Origin of the sequence: Salegentibacter holothuriorum (assembly GCF_900168045.1) — a bacterium.
Lineage (GTDB): Bacteria > Bacteroidota > Bacteroidia > Flavobacteriales > Flavobacteriaceae > Salegentibacter > Salegentibacter holothuriorum.
Map to the genome: position 1 here is coordinate 486,759 of NZ_FUYY01000002.1, position 18,440 is coordinate 505,198.

The following is an 18,440-nucleotide window of genomic DNA, read 5'->3' on the forward strand; positions in this document are numbered from 1 at the left end:
GCTATTTTTTTCTTAAAACAGGGTTCAGTTCATCATCATTGTACATCTTCATTTGCCTGTACACCTTCATATATTTTTTTCCGCCAGCAATATCTTCCAGTAACTGATTTATTGCTGTAGAAAGGTCTACACGCTGTTCAAGCAACACATCCAGCTTAGCTTTACACTTCATCTGGTGCTCTTGCGAGGCGTCTTCCCGGTTGGCCTCCTCGTGCATATGATAGATCTTTAAAGCCAGAATAGATAATCTATCTATTGCCCAGGCCGGACTTTCAGAATTAATTGTTGCATCGTCGTTTGGTTGAACTTCCTTAAATTTTTCCAGAAAATAGCTATCAATATATTCCACCATGTCGGTACGATCCTGATTAGAAGCATCTATCTGGCGTTTTAAGGTCAGGGCGTCTACCGGGTCTATATGTTTATCCCGAATAATATCCTCATAATGCCATTGTACAGTGTCTATCCAACACTTTCTATACAACAAATGATCAATGAGTTGATTTTCGCTATGATAAGGATTTTCAAACGGCTGCTCTACCGTATCCTTTTCGTGATATTTCTCTATTACTTCCTGAAAGATCTTATTTGCTTTATCTGAAAACATAAATTATTTTTTTCTAAAATGTGTAGATATTTTGTCGTAAGAATTCGGTTTTATCAGCTTCAAACTGCTTATAACTTCTAGTAAGCAAGTCGTAATTTCCAAACCGAATCATCACTTTTTTTATTTCTTCTAAAGGAGTTAAACCCCCGTTATTATAGCTGAAAAATATATACCTAAACCTGGTATTTTCTACCAAATTACCAAAATATTTTTCAAACGCTCCCCTGCTGCAATATTTAGAACGCTAATAATCACGAAGCCGATTTTACCATTAGATGCAAAAGTATCATATTTGTAATGGTACTTAAAATATGGTTAATGATACCATATTATTTTGCATTGTATGGCAAGCCCAAATATAGGATATCACCTTGACTTTCTTTAATTAGTTGATTAACATTTTCTTCAAATACTTTGTGGAAATCAGTGGTCAATTCAAATGCTGCCGGTTGTAATTTTAATTCTTTTATCCTGTTAAAAAAACATTACAAATGCAATGATTTTATTTAAGCGATCCCCACCTGTATTTAATAAAAGAAGAAAGCCTCTCCCAGAAACTATTCTCACCTAGAGCCCAGCCATATTCCTATAAAAAGTATTTTTCTAATTCTTTTCCCGTGCCTATAAATTCATTTAAAAAATCCAGGGGATACACAATGGCATTAAGATTAGCAATGCGAGTAAAACTTCCCTGAAAACTTTATCGTTTTTTTGATCAAAATAAATGGAGGCGATAATACTAAGCGGCACGAAAAAGAAAATAAGTTCACTTCCATCTTTGGTAGGCGCAAAAACTGCTACTGCTATTGCAGTTAATAAACTGAGCAAAACCAGGTTTAATGAAGGTTTTATGGATACGCTTGCTTTATTAACTACAGAAAAAAACTTTACTAATGTCCAAAGTGTAAGGGCTAAAATTATACTTAGAGGAATAAGAATTTTTGGTTGCTGATAATTTGAATAATCAAAATAATTCCACTGAAACCACTCTCCTAATGTATAAAATTGATCGTAAGCAATAATGTGAAAACTTTGAGTTAGTAAGGCCACCGCCAGGGCAGCAATTGGTGGAATTAGCCAGTTTTTAGGTTTTGGTAAATAATATAAAATCCCGGCATAAACTACTAACAAAAACAAAATAGCCCAGAAATAGAAAAGGGAAGCGATGCATATCCAAAAAGTAGCATCAAAAATTTTTCTCTGGGCAACCTTTTTGGTTTGCAAGCTAATCACCCTTCTCAATGCGAATAATACACACAAATTTGCAAAAATGGCCTGGTGGTTCCTTAAAAGACTAAAGAAGGAAACTGAAAATATTACAAAAAATAAGATCTTATATGCACTACGCCGGGTAAGCTCGTTCTTTTTGGCAATAAAATTAAGTATAAAAACACTTAAAATAAGACATGATAAAACTACAAGCTTCTCTAAGAAATTAAAGAACTCAAATTCTAAAAACCACTCCTTAAAATTGGCGATAGTAAAAAATATGATCAAAAAAATAGTGATCGCTACACCGTTTACAGGTTTTGATTTACCAAAAAAGCTTGTTAGCATTGTGGTTTTTTATATTTTTGTACTCTTAAATCCAACAAAGTTAGTTATTGAACGTCTTCAAAGACATTTTAATATAGCTTTGCAATAAATTGAACTTAAATTTATTAAAAATGTTAAAAGATATATTTGAAGGGATCGCTTATTTGTTTGAGGAAATATTATTTATTCCTTTTGACTTTTTTAGATCCCTGGAACTAGATTCCTGGTGGGCTGCGAATGCCTTAAATTTTATTTTCATCCTTATTGGAATGGTTGCACTTGTTTATTGGATGAAGCAACTTAAGCATTATAACGAAATCAATGATGATGATCGCGATCCAACAGCACACTCATTTTTAGGATAAATCAAATCCAAGATCTTTTCTATAATACATCTTATCAAAATGTAGTTTCTCTACATTTTGATAAGATTTTTTTAGTGCCTCTTTGTAATCTTTTCCAAAAGAAGTCACAGCAATCACACGGCCACCACTAGTTACAATCTTACCCGCTTCATTTTTGGTTCCTGCGTGAAATACAATTGAATCCTCAACCTTATCAAAACCGGTAATTTCTTTAGACTTCTCATAAGCTTCAGGATATCCTCCAGAGACCAACATAACCGTTGTAGCCGTACGTTCATCCACTTCTAAAGTAGCTTCGTTTAATTTTCCTTCGGATAGCTTATCAAAAACCTCAACTAGATCTGATGTTATACGTGGAAGCACAACCTCTGTTTCGGGATCGCCCATACGTACATTATATTCTATTACGTAGGGTTCATTATCCACTTTTATAAGTCCTATAAAAATAAATCCTTTATAATCAATATTTTCCTTCTGAAGCCCGTTAACTGTAGGTTTTACAATACGTTCTTCAATTTTTTGCATCAATTCATCATCAACAAAAGGAACAGGAGAAATTGCGCCCATTCCACCGGTGTTTAAACCGGTATCTCCCTCACCAATTCTTTTGTAGTCTTTGGCGGTTGGCATAATTTTATAGTTTTTGCCGTCGGTAAGTACAAAAACGCTTAATTCAATACCATCTAAAAACTCTTCAATCACCACTTTTGCACTTGCAGCACCAAATTTCTTTTCGGCCAGCATATTTTCAAGTTCCTGTTTAGCTTCTTCAAGATCATTTAAAATCAAAACTCCCTTCCCCCCTGCTAATCCATCAGCTTTTAAAACATAAGGTGGTTTTAGAGTTTCCAGAAAATTTTTCCCAGCATCCAGGCTTGCTTCGGTAAAACTCTCATAAGCCGCAGTAGGAATTTTATGCATCGCCATAAATTCTTTGGCGCGTTCTTTACTACCTTCTAAAAGCGCTCCACGTTTTGACGGGCCAATAACTTTAACCTTGCTTAAAGCCTCATCTTCGGTAAAAAAGTCGGTAATTCCTTCAACTAGTGGGTCTTCAGGACCTACTACCAGCATCTCAATTTTTTCTTTTAACACAAAGGCTTTAATTGCTCCAAAATCGGTCACTTTAAGATCAATATTCTTAGCTATTTCAGCGGTTCCGGCGTTACCGGGAGCTACAAAAAGTTGAGAACAATTTGGGCTCTGGGCCAATTTATAAGCAAAAGTATGTTCGCGCCCGCCTGCGCCAAGAATTAATATTTTCATCCTGAAGTGATTTTAGTTATGGCATCAAAAATAATTGTTTGTAAATTGAAGCACCAATTATTTTTGATAAAAAAGATTTTTTGCCCTTGGACTGGTTTAAACTTTCCCTACAGCTTAATAAATTCCCTATAAATCGGGCCCAAAAAGCACTGGAACAAATACAAAAAATCCCGGAAGATCACTACGAAACTTACCTTTTAGGAAAACAAAAGGAAATTGTTGAATATCAACTTAAAAACAATCCGTTTTATAGGAATTTATTCGAAAAACCTCATTTTTCAACCTGGAGCGAAGTGCCGGTAATGACGAAAACCGATTTACAGCAAAGCTTAAAAAACCGACTTAGTGAAGGTTTTACAAAGTCTACAGCATATATTGGCAAAACCTCTGGGAGTAGTGGTACGCCCTTTATTTTTGCAAAAGATAAATTTACACACGCCTTAAGTTGGGCAGGATTCCAGGATAGGTACCAATGGTATGATATTGATCTCAACAAATCTTTACAGGCAAGGTTTTACGGGATTCCATTAGATTTCTACGGAAACATACAGGAACGAATTAAAGACCGAATTAGTTTAAGGCGTAGGTTTCCCATTTTTGATCTTAGCGAAGAAAAAATGGAAAAATTTTTGAAGCGGTTTCAGAAATCAAACTTTAGCTATATTAATGGTTACACCAGTGCTGTATTGCTTTTTGCTAAATTTCTGTATGGTAAGAACCTTGTTTTAAAAGAAATTTGCCCAAACCTAAAACTTTGTATCGTTACTTCTGAACGCTTATTTAAAAAGGATAGAGAATTAATGCAAGCCGTGTTTGGTGTTCCTATAGTAAACGAATATGGCGCTAGTGAAGTGGGACTTATTGCTTTTGAAAATCTCAAAAATGAATGGATTATTAACTCTGAAGATCTTTTTGTTGAAATCCTTGATCAAAATAATGAAGCGGTCCCTTATGGAACCGAAGGACGTATCGTGATCACTTCGCTCTACAACAAAGCCCATCCTATTATTCGTTACGATATTGGTGATAGCGGTATACTTTCTAACAAAAGCACTGCCAAAAAACCAATTTTAGAAAAGCTAATTGGTCGAACTAATGATATCGCTAAACTCCCAGATGGAAAAGTTGTACCCGGACTTACGTTTTATTATGTAACCAAAAGCATTATTGAAGATACAGGTAGCATTAAAGAATTTATTGTTAACCAAAATGCACCCGATTCTTTTAAAATTGAATATGTAAGTAAAGACGATTTTACTAAAAATCAGCAACAAAAAATATTACAGGCTATTGAGACCTATGTAGGAAAAAACCTTAAGGTAGATTTTGAAAGAAAAAATACGCTTAAGCGTAATAAAAGCGGAAAGTTGAAACAATTTACTTCCGATTTGTAGTTTTTATCGCCACAAATTCACAAATATTTTTCTAAAAAATGACTCCATATCTTCTAAGGAGGGAATGAATTCAGCGTAGCTGAAGAAAGGGGTGGTTAAGAATCCAACAAATTAAGAACACAAAAATTCGTCAAAAACAAACCCCTCCGGCCTCCGGCCACCTCCCCTTGAAAATAAGGGGGAGGAGCTTTTAAGATATTTTCAAATAACGTAAATCAAGATTATAAAGTAAAAAATGCTGAAAAATATTCCTGGAAATTAGATCTTCGAATAAATTTGTGAGTAGCCTCTGATATACTCCCGAAAGCTTTCGGGGTAAAATGACGTATATTTTTAAATCTTCTTCACCTGCTTCTTTTTCACCAAAAAATGTTCCTTTAAAAATATCAGCATATAGCCAATACTTTTAATAAAACTAAACCCCAAAATTTTATAGTAGATATTGAAATTGTATTTCAGCAGTTCAAGTTTATTTCTGGAAATAGATCCTTTTCTCACCCGGTATTTTGCCAAACATTGTTGAATCCCAATCGCCGGCCCTCCTTTCTTAACGGCTTCCAGCCAAAACGCCCAATCCTGTCTTTTCCTAATTTGGGGAGCATAAATTTTCCCTAATTTTTTCACGCTGTAAATTCCGGTTAGGTTGCCGAGGTAATTTGATTTCAGCAGTTTTTGATAGGTTAAAGTTGGTAGCGCTTCAATTATTTCATTTCGGGAAGTTCCGCTTTCGTCTATTTGTAAATAGCTGGAGAAACAAACAGAAACATCCTGCTCCTGCATTGTTTGAAGCTGGATTTGCAGCTTTTTTGGCTTCCATTGGTCATCTGCATCCAAAAAGGCTATAAAATCGCCCTGCGCAGCTTTAATGCCTTTATTTCTACTTACACCAGTACCTGAATTCTTTTGATTTTGAAGTATTTTAATTCGGGAGTCTTGCTTTGCCAGTTTTTCAGCTTTAGAAAAAGTAGCATCTGTAGAAGCATCATCAATTATGAATAATTCCCAATTGGAATAAGTTTGAGAAATAACCGATTCCACGGCGATTTCAATAAAATTTTCCGCATTAAAAGCGGGCATAATTACTGAAACCAAAGAATTTTCCATAATTAGATTTAACGTCTTATATGCCCTGAAAAATCTTTGTGCTCACTTTTTTCCAGTTCTTCCGCACTTAGGCTTTTAAAATAATTATAAGTTATTTTCATTCCTTCAGTTCTGGAAACTTTTGGCTCCCAGGCTAAAATCTCCTTCGCCCTAGTAATATCGGGTTGTCTTTTAAGGGGGTCGTCTTCCGGGAGTTCTTTATAAACGATTTCCTGGTTGGTTCCGGTAAGTTTCAGGATTTCCTCAGCAAAATCTTTAATAGTAATTTCATCTGGATTTCCAATATTCACAGGATCGGAATAATCACTTAGCAACAACCTATAAATCCCTTCAATTTGATCGTCTACATAGCAAAAAGAGCGCGTTTGTAAACCATCACCAAAAATAGTGAGGTCTTCACCACGAAGCGCCTGCCCAATAAACGCCGGAATTACGCGGCCATCGTTTAAACGCATTCTAGGACCGTAAGTATTAAAAATCCTGGCTATCCTGGTCTCCAAACCGTGGAAACGATGATAAGCCATGGTGATAGACTCCTGGAAACGCTTGGCCTCATCATACACCCCACGCGGCCCAATGGTATTTACATTTCCATAATATTCTTCGCTTTGTGGATGAACTTGCGGGTCTCCATAAACTTCAGAAGTTGAAGCAATAAGAATTCTTGCGTTTTTCTCTTTGGCTAAACCAAGGCAATGCAAAGTCCCAACCGAACCAACTTTTAAGGTTTGAATTGGGATCTTTAAATAATCTATTGGGCTGGCAGGAGAAGCAAAGTGCAAAATATAATCTAACTCGCCGGGAACGTGAACAAATTTGGTAATATCGTGATGGAAAAATTCAAAATTATCCAGCTTAAAAAGATGCTCAATATTTTTAAGATCTCCGGTAATAAGATTGTCCATGCCAATAACATCATAACCTTCTTTAATAAACCTATCGCATAAATGTGAGCCTAAAAAGCCTGCCGCCCCGGTTATAAGTATTCTTTTTCCCATTTGATTAGATTTAGTTTTGAAATTAATGAAATTCTAGCAGAATTAAGCGCTTATCAGTTTTTCGAGACTCACTTTCCAGTTAAGAACCGGTTTTGAAAATTGCTGTTGAAGTTTGGTTTTATCCAACACACTATATTCAGGTCTTGCGGCTATGGTCTTAAAATTATTGCTCTTATTTAAAACTATGTCTGCTGAATTTCCTGTAATTTCTAAAATTGCCTTTGCAAAATCATACCAGGTTGCTTCTCCCAAATTGCTGAAATGATATAAACCGAAATCTTTATTTTCTGACACGATAATTTCCAAAACAAGTTCAGCCAGATCGTTAGCGTTGGTTGGTGTTCCTGTTTGGGAAGTTGTGATATTCAGTTCGGCTTTCTCTCTTATTTTTCTAAGTATGGTTTTATAAAAATTGTGCCCAAATTCTGAATACAACCAGGAAGTTCTTAATATAAAATGCTCTTCTAAAACCTCAGCAATTAATTGTTCCCCTTTTAATTTTGAAGCTCCATAAACATTAATAGAATTGGTGCTATCGGTTTCTTGATAAGGTTTTTCAGTTTTGCCGTCAAAAACATAGTCGGTAGAGAAGTGAATTAATTTTGCGCCAAATTCATTACAAACCTCAGCAAGGTTTTTAGCAGCTTCGGCATTAATTTTAAAAGCTTTTTCTTTTTCAGATTCGGCTTTTTCAACATTGGTATATGCCGCACAGTTAATTACCCAATCGAAATTCACTTTAGAAAATAGTTTTTCCAATTTAGATTTATCGGTAATATCTGCTTCCGAAGAAGATTTAAAAATGAAATTGAATTCAGCATAATCTCCGGAAATCTTTTTAAAACAAGCTCCTAATTGCCCATTTGCACCGGTAACAAGAACATTTTTCATTTAAATGCCTCTTTTAAAAGTGGTTGTTTTAAATCTTTATCTGAAATAATCATTTCTTCCTCTGGAAATTCCCAGTCTATCGCCAAGTCTGGATCGTTATAAATAATCCCGGCTTCAGAACCCGGATAATAATATTCATCGCATTTATAAGCAAAAACTGAAGTTTCAGAAAGCGTTACAAAACCATGACCAAATCCTTTAGGAATATAGAGTTGGTATAAATTTTCGTGGTCAAGAATAATTTTAAAACTCTGTTTAAAAGTGGGTGATTCTGGTCTTAAGTCTACCACCACGTCCAATACTTTTCCATAAATAGCGCGCACCAGTTTGGTTTGAGCAAATTCCCCGGTTTGGTAATGCAATCCACGCAAAACCCCTTTTTTGGAAATAGATTGATTATCCTGAACAAACTCTTTCTCAATCCCAGTTAACTCAATAAACTTTTTCTTATGATAGCTCTCCAAAAAAAGTCCGCGTTTATCCTTAAAAATATTGGGTTTTATGATAAAGCAGTCTTTTAATGGCGATTCTTCAACTTTCATAAATTAAGATTTAAAAATTTGCTCCAGGATCTTTTCAGTAATTAAATAAGTAGGTTTTACACCTGTGGTTCCTAAACCACCAGAAGCTAATGTACTACCGGTCTCTAGTGGGTTATCTGAGGCGTAATAAGCATATCTTACCTTTACTTCACTGCTGATGCTGCCTCGTAATTTTGAAGCCGCCTGGATGGCTTTTTGGTAATGCGCACCTTCCATCTCCAGCCCACTTACATTCCAGGTAGAATCATGGAAAAATTTAAGAATATCGCGGTTTTGAAGCGAAGTTCCCAAAACGGTAATCATTGCGCCATCTACTACAGCTATATCACTCTCTTCAAGATCTGTACGACTAAGCTCATTTTTAAAAGGGTAGTTATCTGCAGTTCCTTCAAATAAATGGGCAGAAGGAATCATAATATCTCCTTTTCCTCCTTCAAGAATCCCGGCTTTCCCCATAATAGAGATAGATTCTACATTCATTTTAATTTCGTTCCCTTCGAAGTTATAGGGTTTCAGCAGCTCATCCATAGTTTCATAAGCTTGCTCACCAAAAGCATAATCCATCACAATAATAACCGGTGCCTCTTCTTCGGTTTTAATATCCCAGGAGCCGTATTTACCGTTTAATTTGGCGGTATCAAAGATTTGCACGTCAATGTTGGTACCGCTTTTATCTTCCATAAAGGTCATTCCGTTATCTAAAGCAGATTTCATGACTTTACTTCGCAAGTCGCCGTTTGCACTATTGCTAAGGGCTTCATAAATTTCAAGCGGCTTTTTCTTTTTGAGTTCAGTTTTTAAAGCTGAAGGCGTATAAAGCGTGTTCATTACACTATGCATATTTGCACTAATAATGTGCAATGGCCTATGCATTAAATTCTCTTTTATGAGGTGCTGCTTAATATTATCGGCCCAAATTTCGCCGTGAATATGATGCCCTAAACGCTCACGCAATACAGGACTAAACGTAATAATTCTTTTATCGTTATTTACCGTCTCTGCAATTGCCAGTTTTCCTAACCAGTAAATTATATTTAAGAAACGCTCTGTATTTCCCGGTAGAGAGAATTTTGGGTAGATATCCTGAACCTCATAAAAAGTTCGGCCTAGAATATTTGCGGTATGTGTTAAAGCAATTTCGCGTTGTGCCTGGTCTAAAGGTTCTTCCTGCAAAACAGCTCTTTCCAGTTTTTGCCAATCCCTGGTAACGCTGCCCTCTTCATCTATAATTACGCGACGCATTATCTTATGAGATTCTACAAACAAAAAGGTAAGGTGTGTAAGAATATCATAAATCTCAGAACGGCCACGGGTTATTTCAATATTCATTTGCTCATCGTCTATCCTATAGCAGTTACGGCGACGTTTAGGCGGAACAATGGGCTTAAAATGTGAATTACCATAACCTTCATCACTGGTAAGGTTTATAAACCTACATTCTTCAATTCCTTTTGGTAGACGATCTATCACATACAGCAATCCGCTTAATTCGGCTTTATCATCTGCAATAGAACCATAGATTTCTGGACGAAGAATAAGTAAAGATTCCCTTAAAGTTTCACCGGAAACCCCCATAGGTTTATAAAAACCACGATTAAAAAGATGACGCATGGTTATATACATACGTTCTATAGCGTGTGTACTTTCTTGAGCACGGGTACGGCCCAGTAATTTAAGATTTATCATTTTTTATGCTTTTATTATTTTCTCCAGAACTTCTGCAATTTTACGATCGTTGGCCAGGCGTGGCAGTTTATTTTGTCCGCCCAGTTTTCCAATAGATTTCATATACTGCTGAAAACCGTTTTCTGGAACTCTTGATATTTTTAATGGTTGAAGAATTTTTCCTTCAATAAGATCAAAATAGTAAGAATTTTGCTTTTGAAGGCTTTTATCCAGGATTTTACTGAATTTCGCTGAATCTACAGGCTCTTTTTCAAATTCTATAAACCACTCGTGGTAGGGTAGTTCTTCATTTTCAGGAGTGATTTGTGGCGCTACAGTAAACTCACTTATTTGGGCATTTGTAGCTAGAGTAGCTTCCTGAATCGCTTCTTCTACTTCCTTGGCAATAACATGTTCCCCGAAAGCTGAAATAAAATGTTTTATCCTACCCGAAACAATAACTCGATAAGGCTTTGTACTGGTAAATTGTACCGTATCACCAATATTGTAAGCCCAAAGGCCTGCGTTGGAAGAAACCAGCATCACGTAATTTATGCCTGTTTCAACCTCACCAATGCTAAGTCGTTTAGGATTTTCATCAAAAAATTCATCGGCTTTTATGAACTCGTAGAACATTCCTGAGTCAAGTTGTAGTAACATTCCTTTTTCGGTTTGTTTATCCTGAAAAGCGAAAAATCCTTCTGAAGCCGGGTATAATTCTATGCTATCTACTTTTCTTCCAATAAGGTTTTCAAATTTAGAACGGTAAGGTTCATAATTTACTCCGCCGTAAATAAACAAGTCAAAATTTGGGAATAGCTCACCGACTTTCTTGCCGGTTTTTTGCTGAAGTCTTTCAAAATACATTTGCACCCAGGATGGAATACCGCTAATTATGCTCATATTCTCGCTTCTGGTTTCTTCTACTATAGCATCAACTTTAGTCTCCCAATCATCTATACAATTGGTTTCCCAGCTGGGCATTCTGTTTTTCTGAAGATAGGAAGGCACGTAATGCGCCACGATCCCTGATAAACGACCTAGTTTTACACCATTTTTCTCTTCCATCTCGGGACTTCCCTGAAGAAAGATCATTTTTCCGTCAACAAATTTAGCATTGCCGGTTTCGGCTATATAACATAAAATTGCATTTCTGGCCGCATTAATATGCGAAGGCATAGAATCTTTGGTAAGTGGAATATACTTTGCACCGCTGGTTGTTCCAGAGGTTTTGGCATAATACAAAGGTTTTCCGGGCCATAATATATCGGGTTCGCCAGCTACCATTTTATCTACATAAAACCGCAATTCTTCGTAATCCCGAACCGGTACTTTTTTAGCAAAATCAGTATAGGATTTAATGTTCTTAAAATCGTGATCCCTTCCAAATTTGGTGTCTTTGGCTTTCTCAATTAGCTCCTGAAATACTTTTTCTTGCGTGGCTTCAGGTTTTGAAGCCCATTTATCTATTTTTTTTCGGATATTTTTAGCAAAAATCTTTGCTCCAAACGACTTTAAAGACATAGGTTGTTTTGAAATTAAATGGCATACTTCTACATCAGCAATACCTTTAGCCCTGCAAAGGTCGTGATTTATTAATCAAAATCAATATAATCTGTAGGGTCTACGGGCACGGCTTCATTCCAAAGCTCAAAATGCAAATGTGGGCCGGTAGTATATTCTCCGGTAGAACCGGCAGTTGCAATCACCTCTCCCCTTCTCACATTTTCACCTTGTTCTTTAGCCAGGGAAGCATTGTGCTTGTAGACCGACAATAAACCATATTGGTGTTTTATAATAATAACATAACCGGTTTCTGTAGTCCATTCTGAAAAAATTATACGTCCATCGGCTATAGATTTTACCGGGGTATTTTTAGCCACCACAATATCTACTGCAAAATGTTTTTCTTTAGCATCATATTCTTCAGAAATTGATCCTTTAACCGGCGGAAATAAAGAAAAATCTATATTATCTGTTGCCGATGGTAATACGTTATATTTATCCTCCTGTAAAACTTCTTCTCTCAGAAGAGAATCGGCCCTGGAAGGTTCTATTGCTTCAATTTCCTGACCCATTATAGGATTTTCTATAAGAGAGTCCCTGTTAAGGCTAGAAGTATCAGCTTTGCCTGTAAGTACATCTTTTATGGAACTTAAATATTGATTATTGAGTTTTAAAACCTGCTGTAGGGAATCTGATTGATATGCCAATTGAGACGCCTGTTGCTTTAGTTGTGCCGAGGAGTAGCCCGGAATATATTCTTTAAGCGGAGTAAAGGCAATAATATAGGTCGTGGCAGCAATAAGAATTATGGCGCTAAGGGTAATGGTAACAAAAATGTTGAGCCGGGTTAATTTAAAAGAAAGTTTCTCCTCAAAAGTATCCTCATTTAACACGATCATTCGGTACTTATGAAGTAACTTCTTTGTTATTTTTTTTCTGTCTTTTTTATTTTCAGCCATAATTCGCTTACAAATATAATTTAAGTCAATTAATGCAGGATATAAACTTACTTTTATTCTTTTGCATATTAAAAGCACTAATTTTTGAGCACCAGGGATGCTTACAATATGAGAACCAAACTCAAGTATAACTTAAATTTAAGCTATATTAACGTTGTAATTACTTTATTCTTGTTAAGTTTGTAATATTAAAATCATATATTATGAATGCATTTATTTTACCATTAGCCATTGGTGCTCCACAAATTATATTAATTGTTGTGGTAATTTTGCTTCTTTTTGGAGGTCGAAAAATTCCTGAATTGATGAGAGGATTAGGTAGTGGAATTAAAGAATTTAAAGACGCTTCTAAAGATGAAGATGGCGAGAAGACAGTTCCTTCTGATGACAAAAACTTTTCTAACGAGAAAAAATAAGCACACAACTACCTTATAATAAAAAAGCCCAAACTTAGAAGTTTGGGCTTTTTTATTTATTTTATTAGCTGCCTTATTCAATATCGGCAGATTGCAGAATTGCATCCAACTCAAACATATTATCCCGTTTTCCTCTAGATGGAGAAAACACAAAGCCCTCAACTACTACAAAGCGATTGTTTGCTTCATCCTTAATGGCGTAGTTTAAGAATGGCCCGGCCATAAATGCACCCTTTACCTCCCAGGTTCCCCGCGTTTCATAAGCGAATTTCCCATCAATTTCAGTTTCAAATAGATAAGGGGCGTAGGCTTCTTCAGTGATCATATGACTTCCTTCAGTAGGCCCAGGAATATGTGCATTTCCAATAGAATCCCGCATTTTTATAATATTTCCAATAGTATTAGTATCAGCCTCAATTTGATTAATTGGCACCTCGTAAATAAGAATTTCCATATTTCCCTTCGGAATTTCCTTTCTTATCCACACAAAGTTTTCTTCTTCCAGCGCATATCTATAAGCTGAGGGAAAATTAAGTGATAAACCGAACTTTTCTTCAAGCTTTCCATCCTTTTTAAGGGATTTGCCCATGCGGCGCTGTTTTTCTTTCATTTCAGTCTGCTTAAAGGCTGAAACTAATTTTTCTGAACTTTCATTAATCACGTGAATAAGTTCCTCTTCGTTTTCACCAGATATTATTACCCCGGTTTGTGGGCGGGCGTAAAGGTCTTTAACAATCCTGGCTCCAGCTTCATCACCCTTCTGTACCGATATAAACGAACGGTTTCTGCGCACAAAACCACTAAATGTTTTAGGAGGAATCTGGCTTAAAGAGAACATAGGCTCATCCTGTGGAAGCCCTTCTACGACAGCAGCATAATTATCTCTTATAGCTTCACCAACCTTACCTTCCCAAAGCTCATTTTCAATAATTAAGGTAATTTGGTTAATATTTCCTGAAGAATCTGATAGGATTCGTTCTTCTGCTTTATCTCCATTTTCATTACAGGAGACTAGAAAAACTAAACTGAATAGAAGAAATAATGTTTTTTTCATTGTTTTTAGTTTGGTTTGAAATGATTAACCCTTAGAAAGTTTAAGTTTCATTCCGGGTTTTAGGCTGTTAGAACCCATATCATTCCAAGACCTCAAATTCTGTACCGTAACTCCCGGAAACTTTTTAGAAATACTCCAAAGTGAATCTCCTTTTCTAACGGTATAGGTTTTGGCATTGTTCTTCTGGCTATTTCCAGCAGAAGCATTTTGGGTGTTTACCCCGGGCTTTCGTGGATAAATAGTAAGATATTGCCCAATTCTAATATTATTCCCCCTAAGATCATTCCAGCGTCTTATACTGCTTACTCCTACCCCGTATCTTTCTGCAATTTTCCCTAAATAATCGCCACTTTTTACGCGGTATCTAATCTTATTTTCTGCTTTTACATACTCGGGAAGTGCCTTTTCTTTCTTTTTAAGTTCTTCTTTAGCAAAATTATAGATTGCCGCCTCATTGCTTACAAAAGCACCACTAGCGCTTGTAGGAAGTCTTATCATATAATCTTCATCCTCTATAAAAGGAATAACATCTAATTTATAACTGGGGTTTAAGAATTGAAGCATCTTTTCTTCTACCCCGGTAACTTTAGAAATTTGTTCAAAAGTGATTAACTGTTTTGCCTTAATCGTATCGGTTTCAAAAAAAGCAATTTCGGGAGCCGGTGGCTGAAAATTATGCTCATCAGCGTATTCAAAAAGATAGAGTGTAGCCAGGAATGCGGGTACATATCCAGCAGTTTCCCTTGGTAAAAATCGTCTTAATTCCCAGTAATTATTAGACCCGCCACTTCTGCGAATTGCCTTTGAAACATTTCCGGGGCCAGAGTTATAAGAGGCAAGTACCAAATCCCAATCTTCAAAAGTACGGTACAAATTTGCCAGATATTCTGCAGCGGCCTGGGTAGATTTTTGCGGATCCATACGTTCATCTACATAGCTGCTTACATCTAAACCATGTGCCTTACCCGTTCTATACATAAACTGCCATAGTCCCGTAGCCCCTACCCAGGATTTTGCCCTTGGGTTTAAAGCCGACTCTACAATGGCCAGATATTTAATTTCTAGTGGAATATCATACCTATCCAATTGCTGCTCAAACATTGGGAAATAATATTCACTTAACGCCATTAGGCGTTCCATAGCTTTTTTATTCCGCTTTAAATAAGAATTTATAACATTTTCCAGAACCGGATGATACTGAACATTAAAAGGTGTACGGGCATTTAGTTTAGCGAGTCTGGCCTTTAAAGTATCGGTAGGAAGTTCTTTATTAACCTCTTCTTCATACTCCTGTTCCCTGATGCTTTTATACATGGAATCAAAAAGATCTGAATTGGTAAGCTGCGCCCTCCAAACAGAATCAATTTCGGCTGCACGAGGATAGTCTTGCAGCGATACCGCAGAAGAATCTCTAATCACAGCCGAAATTGGTAATTTATCCCTAAACTCAGGATCTGGATGAGCAAGAATAATTTCACTGCTATCTACCTTTTGGAAGATCTGTACTCTAAAATTAGCCTTCTCTACCTGCTTTTTTTTAGTTTCCTCTTGCGCATGCAAGCTAATTCCAAAAAGTACTACAAGTGATAAAATTATATGCTTAACCATAATATTCAAGATTTTAAAAAGAACGTAAAATTGAAACTTCTAGTACGTTTATTTCCCAATTGCCTGAATACCTGGCAGAGATTTCCCTTCTAACATTTCTAACATAGCTCCGCCTCCGGTAGAAACATAGCTTACTTTTTCTTCAAAACCGAATTTTTTAACTGCCGCAACAGAGTCACCGCCCCCAACTAAAGAGAAAGCTCCGTTTTTAGTTGCTTCAGCAATTGAATTTCCTAAAGCTACAGTACCTTTTGAAAATTTTTCCATTTCAAAAACTCCGAGTGGACCGTTCCAAAGGATGATTTTAGATTTCTTTATTACCGCATCAAAGTTTTTAATACTCTCAGGTCCTGCATCAAGTCCCATCCAACCATCTGGAATTTCATTAATCTTACTCACATCGGTTGTGGCCTGTTCAGAAAAACTATCAGCAATAATAGAATCTACTGGAAGGTGAACTTCTACGTTCTTGGCTTCTGCTTTCTTAAGAATTTGTAAAGCCAACTCTTGCTTATCTTCTTCTACCAGAGAGGTTCCTATTTTTCCGCCTTTGGCAAGAATAAAGGTATAGGCCATTCCGCCTCCAATAATTAAGTGATCTACTTTATCAAGAATATTCTCAATTACCGTAATCTTAGAAGAAACCTTTGCACCTCCTAAAACAGCGGTTACCGGTTTTTCTTTACTATGAAGAACTTTATCCAGATTCTTAATCTCTTTTTCCAATAAATAACCGAAGCACTTATCATCAAAATATTTAGCTACTATAGTAGTTGAAGCATGAGCCCGGTGAGCGGTACCAAAAGCATCGTTCACATAAACATCTCCTAATTTAGAAAGCTGTTTTGCAAAATCTTCATCTCCGGCTTTTTCTTCTTTATGAAACCTAAGGTTTTCCAATAATAATATTTCGCCAGGTTTTAAATTATCAGCAGCAGCTTGAACATCCTCTCCAACGCAGTTATCTACAAATTTTGGTTCTACTCCAATAACTTCTGAAATCTTCTTTACAATATTCTTTAGGGAATATTTTTCTTCATGACCATCTGGTCTTCCCAAATGAGACATTAAAACTACGCTTCCACCATCTTCTAATACCTTGATAATAGTTGGTTTGGCAGCTTCAATCCTGTTTGCATCGGTTACATTTAAATCCTTATCTAACGGAACATTAAAATCTACTCTAATTAATGCTTGCTTATCTTTAAAATTAAAATCGTTTAAAGTCTTCATTCTTCATTTCTTTTATTAAACCAAAAATCTGGTTGGGTTGATTAACATTAAGCACAATGGACATTGATTAAGCTTGTACTAATTACAAATATAAATTTTTCCGAAGACATTAAAGTGTATATAAATTTTATATTTGCTTATGCTTTTTGAAGAAATAATAGGTTTACAGCATCTAAAGAAACATCTTACTACTACTGCCAATAATGGTCGTGTTCCACATGCACAATTATTTGTTGGAAAAACTGGTAGTGGTACTTTGCCTCTTGCCATTGCTTATGCACAATACATACTTTGTAAAAATAAGGAAGGAAATAATACCTCTGGAAACAGCAACTGTAATGAGCGGTTTAAAAAACTAGCGCATCCAGATCTTCACTTTGCCTTTCCCGTGGCTGCCAATCAAAAGATAAAAAAACATCCGGTTTCTTCTCACTTTTTAGAAGAATGGCGAGAATTTATAAAAACCAATCCCTACGGAAGTTTATTTGAATGGTACCAAAAACTGGGAATTGAAAATAAGCAAGGTCAAATTGGTGTAGATGAAGCCCAGGAAGTGGTTAAATCTCTTTCTTTAAAGGCTTACGAAGGCGGATTTAAAATAATGATTATTTGGATGGCCGAAAAGATGAACACTGCGGCTGCCAATAAATTGTTGAAATTAATAGAAGAACCACCAAACAATACGCTTTTTCTGCTCGTTACTGAAGATGAAGAGCAAATTATACAAACCATAAGGTCACGTTGCCAAAAACTGCATTTCCCTCCTTTACCGGAAGATGAAATTGCCTCATTTTTAGAAAAAAATGAAAATTGTAGCAAGCCCGAGGCTTTAAAAATTGCTCACCAGGCTAACGGCAGTTATACCCGCGCTTTACATTTATTACAAAAAGATAGCGGAGATCAGCAATTTGAGACCTGGTTTATAAATTGGGTGCGTAGTGCATTTAAAGCAAAAGGAAATCGAGCTACGGTGTTAGAACTTATAGCCTGGAGCGAAGAAATTGCAGGAATGGGCCGGGAATCTCAAAAGAGCTTTTTACTGTATTGCATAGACTTTTTTAGGCAGGCCTTAATGCTGAATTATAAAGCCGAAAAACTAGTATATCTTGAACCGGCAACGCCTGGATTTAAACTGGAGAAATTTGCGCCGTTTGTGCACGGAAATAATATAAAAGAGATTATTGCCGCGCTTGAAGAAGCTATTTATCACATTGAAAGAAACGGAAATGCAAAAATTATCCTTACCGACCTTTCTATTAGATTAACTCGATATTTACATAAAAAAGCCGCTTAAAA

At 36.2% G+C, this 18,440-nt stretch carries 17 protein-coding genes; 4 read left to right on the forward strand and 13 right to left on the reverse strand.

Features of this window, described 5'->3' with window-relative positions; genetic code table 11:
* Position 1: 1 nt before the first annotated feature.
* Both B5X51_RS06575 and B5X51_RS06585 read right to left on the reverse strand, forming a co-directional pair.
* Entirely contained in the window at positions 2-607 is a 606-nt protein-coding gene (locus B5X51_RS06575; protein WP_079720172.1) for a DUF4254 domain-containing protein, read from the reverse strand.
* Positions 608-1,240: 633 nt separating this feature from the next.
* Positions 1,241-2,164 carry a DUF6427 family protein gene (locus B5X51_RS06585; protein ID WP_079720176.1) on the reverse strand — a complete coding sequence of 308 codons (924 nt, stop codon included), beginning with the start codon at positions 2,162-2,164 and terminating at the stop codon, positions 1,241-1,243.
* 110 nt (positions 2,165-2,274) lie between these two features.
* Here B5X51_RS06585 and B5X51_RS06590 point away from each other — a divergent pair, with 110 nt between their 5' ends.
* The gene (locus tag B5X51_RS06590; protein ID WP_079720178.1) at positions 2,275-2,508 is read left to right on the forward strand and encodes a DUF6341 family protein; all 234 of its coding nucleotides are present in this window, start codon (positions 2,275-2,277) and stop codon (positions 2,506-2,508) included.
* Here B5X51_RS06590 and purD read toward each other — a convergent pair.
* The gene (purD, locus tag B5X51_RS06595) at positions 2,500-3,774 is read right to left on the reverse strand and encodes a phosphoribosylamine--glycine ligase (protein WP_079720180.1); all 1,275 of its coding nucleotides are present in this window, start codon (positions 3,772-3,774) and stop codon (positions 2,500-2,502) included. The two genes, B5X51_RS06590 and purD, sit on opposite strands and share 9 nt — an antisense overlap.
* Before the next feature lie 86 nt (positions 3,775-3,860).
* Between purD and B5X51_RS06600 the strand changes: the two genes are divergently transcribed.
* A complete protein-coding gene (locus B5X51_RS06600; protein WP_079720741.1) occupies positions 3,861-5,168 on the forward strand; it encodes a phenylacetate--CoA ligase family protein in 1,308 nt (435 codons plus the stop codon).
* A 333-nt stretch (positions 5,169-5,501) separates the two neighbouring features.
* Here the strand turns inward: B5X51_RS06600 and B5X51_RS06605 are convergent, their stop codons facing one another.
* From B5X51_RS06605 to B5X51_RS06635, 7 genes are all read right to left on the reverse strand, one after another.
* Positions 5,502-6,272 carry a glycosyltransferase family 2 protein gene (locus B5X51_RS06605; RefSeq protein ID WP_079720182.1) on the reverse strand — a complete coding sequence of 257 codons (771 nt, stop codon included), beginning with the start codon at positions 6,270-6,272 and terminating at the stop codon, positions 5,502-5,504.
* Positions 6,273-6,280: 8 nt separating this feature from the next.
* Positions 6,281-7,270, reverse strand: a complete 990-nt coding sequence (locus B5X51_RS06610; RefSeq protein WP_079720184.1) for a UDP-glucuronic acid decarboxylase family protein — start codon at positions 7,268-7,270, stop codon at positions 6,281-6,283.
* 42 nt (positions 7,271-7,312) lie between these two features.
* Complete coding sequence (gene rfbD / locus B5X51_RS06615; protein ID WP_079720186.1) at positions 7,313-8,161, reverse strand: dTDP-4-dehydrorhamnose reductase; 849 nt, start codon at positions 8,159-8,161, stop codon at positions 7,313-7,315.
* On the reverse strand, positions 8,158-8,703 hold the full coding sequence (gene rfbC, locus B5X51_RS06620) for a dTDP-4-dehydrorhamnose 3,5-epimerase (protein ID WP_079720187.1): 546 nt from the start codon (positions 8,701-8,703) through the stop codon (positions 8,158-8,160). The genes rfbD and rfbC overlap by 4 nt, the downstream gene beginning before the upstream one ends.
* 3 nt (positions 8,704-8,706) lie before the next feature.
* Entirely contained in the window at positions 8,707-10,389 is a 1,683-nt protein-coding gene (locus tag B5X51_RS06625) for a DUF6909 family protein (RefSeq protein WP_079720188.1), read from the reverse strand.
* A gap of 3 nt (positions 10,390-10,392) precedes the next feature.
* Entirely contained in the window at positions 10,393-11,892 is a 1,500-nt protein-coding gene (locus tag B5X51_RS06630) for a GH3 auxin-responsive promoter family protein (protein ID WP_079720190.1), read from the reverse strand.
* A 71-nt stretch (positions 11,893-11,963) separates the two neighbouring features.
* Positions 11,964-12,833 carry a M23 family metallopeptidase gene (locus B5X51_RS06635; RefSeq protein WP_079720191.1) on the reverse strand — a complete coding sequence of 290 codons (870 nt, stop codon included), beginning with the start codon at positions 12,831-12,833 and terminating at the stop codon, positions 11,964-11,966.
* Positions 12,834-13,036: 203 nt separating this feature from the next.
* Between B5X51_RS06635 and tatA the strand changes: the two genes are divergently transcribed.
* Positions 13,037-13,249 (forward strand): twin-arginine translocase TatA/TatE family subunit, encoded by a 213-nt coding sequence (gene tatA / locus B5X51_RS06640; RefSeq protein WP_079720193.1) that lies wholly within the window; start codon positions 13,037-13,039, stop codon positions 13,247-13,249.
* Between the two features lie 73 nt (positions 13,250-13,322).
* On the opposite strand, the gene B5X51_RS06645 is transcribed toward tatA, so the two are convergent.
* The 3 genes from B5X51_RS06645 to B5X51_RS06655 are packed head-to-tail and all read right to left on the reverse strand — an operon-like array spanning position 13,323 to position 17,144.
* Positions 13,323-14,303: a DUF4837 family protein gene (locus B5X51_RS06645; protein ID WP_079720195.1), complete on the reverse strand. Its 981-nt coding sequence runs from the start codon at positions 14,301-14,303 to the stop codon at positions 13,323-13,325.
* A 24-nt stretch (positions 14,304-14,327) separates the two neighbouring features.
* Positions 14,328-15,911, reverse strand: coding sequence for a lytic transglycosylase domain-containing protein (locus B5X51_RS06650; RefSeq protein WP_079720197.1), 1,584 nt, complete (start codon positions 15,909-15,911; stop codon positions 14,328-14,330).
* A gap of 48 nt (positions 15,912-15,959) precedes the next feature.
* Positions 15,960-17,144, reverse strand: coding sequence for a phosphoglycerate kinase (locus B5X51_RS06655; RefSeq protein WP_079720198.1), 1,185 nt, complete (start codon positions 17,142-17,144; stop codon positions 15,960-15,962).
* A 139-nt stretch (positions 17,145-17,283) separates the two neighbouring features.
* Here B5X51_RS06655 and B5X51_RS06660 point away from each other — a divergent pair, with 139 nt between their 5' ends.
* Positions 17,284-18,438, forward strand: a complete 1,155-nt coding sequence (locus B5X51_RS06660) for a DNA polymerase III subunit (protein ID WP_079720200.1) — start codon at positions 17,284-17,286, stop codon at positions 18,436-18,438.
* Positions 18,439-18,440: the final 2 nt, after the last annotated feature.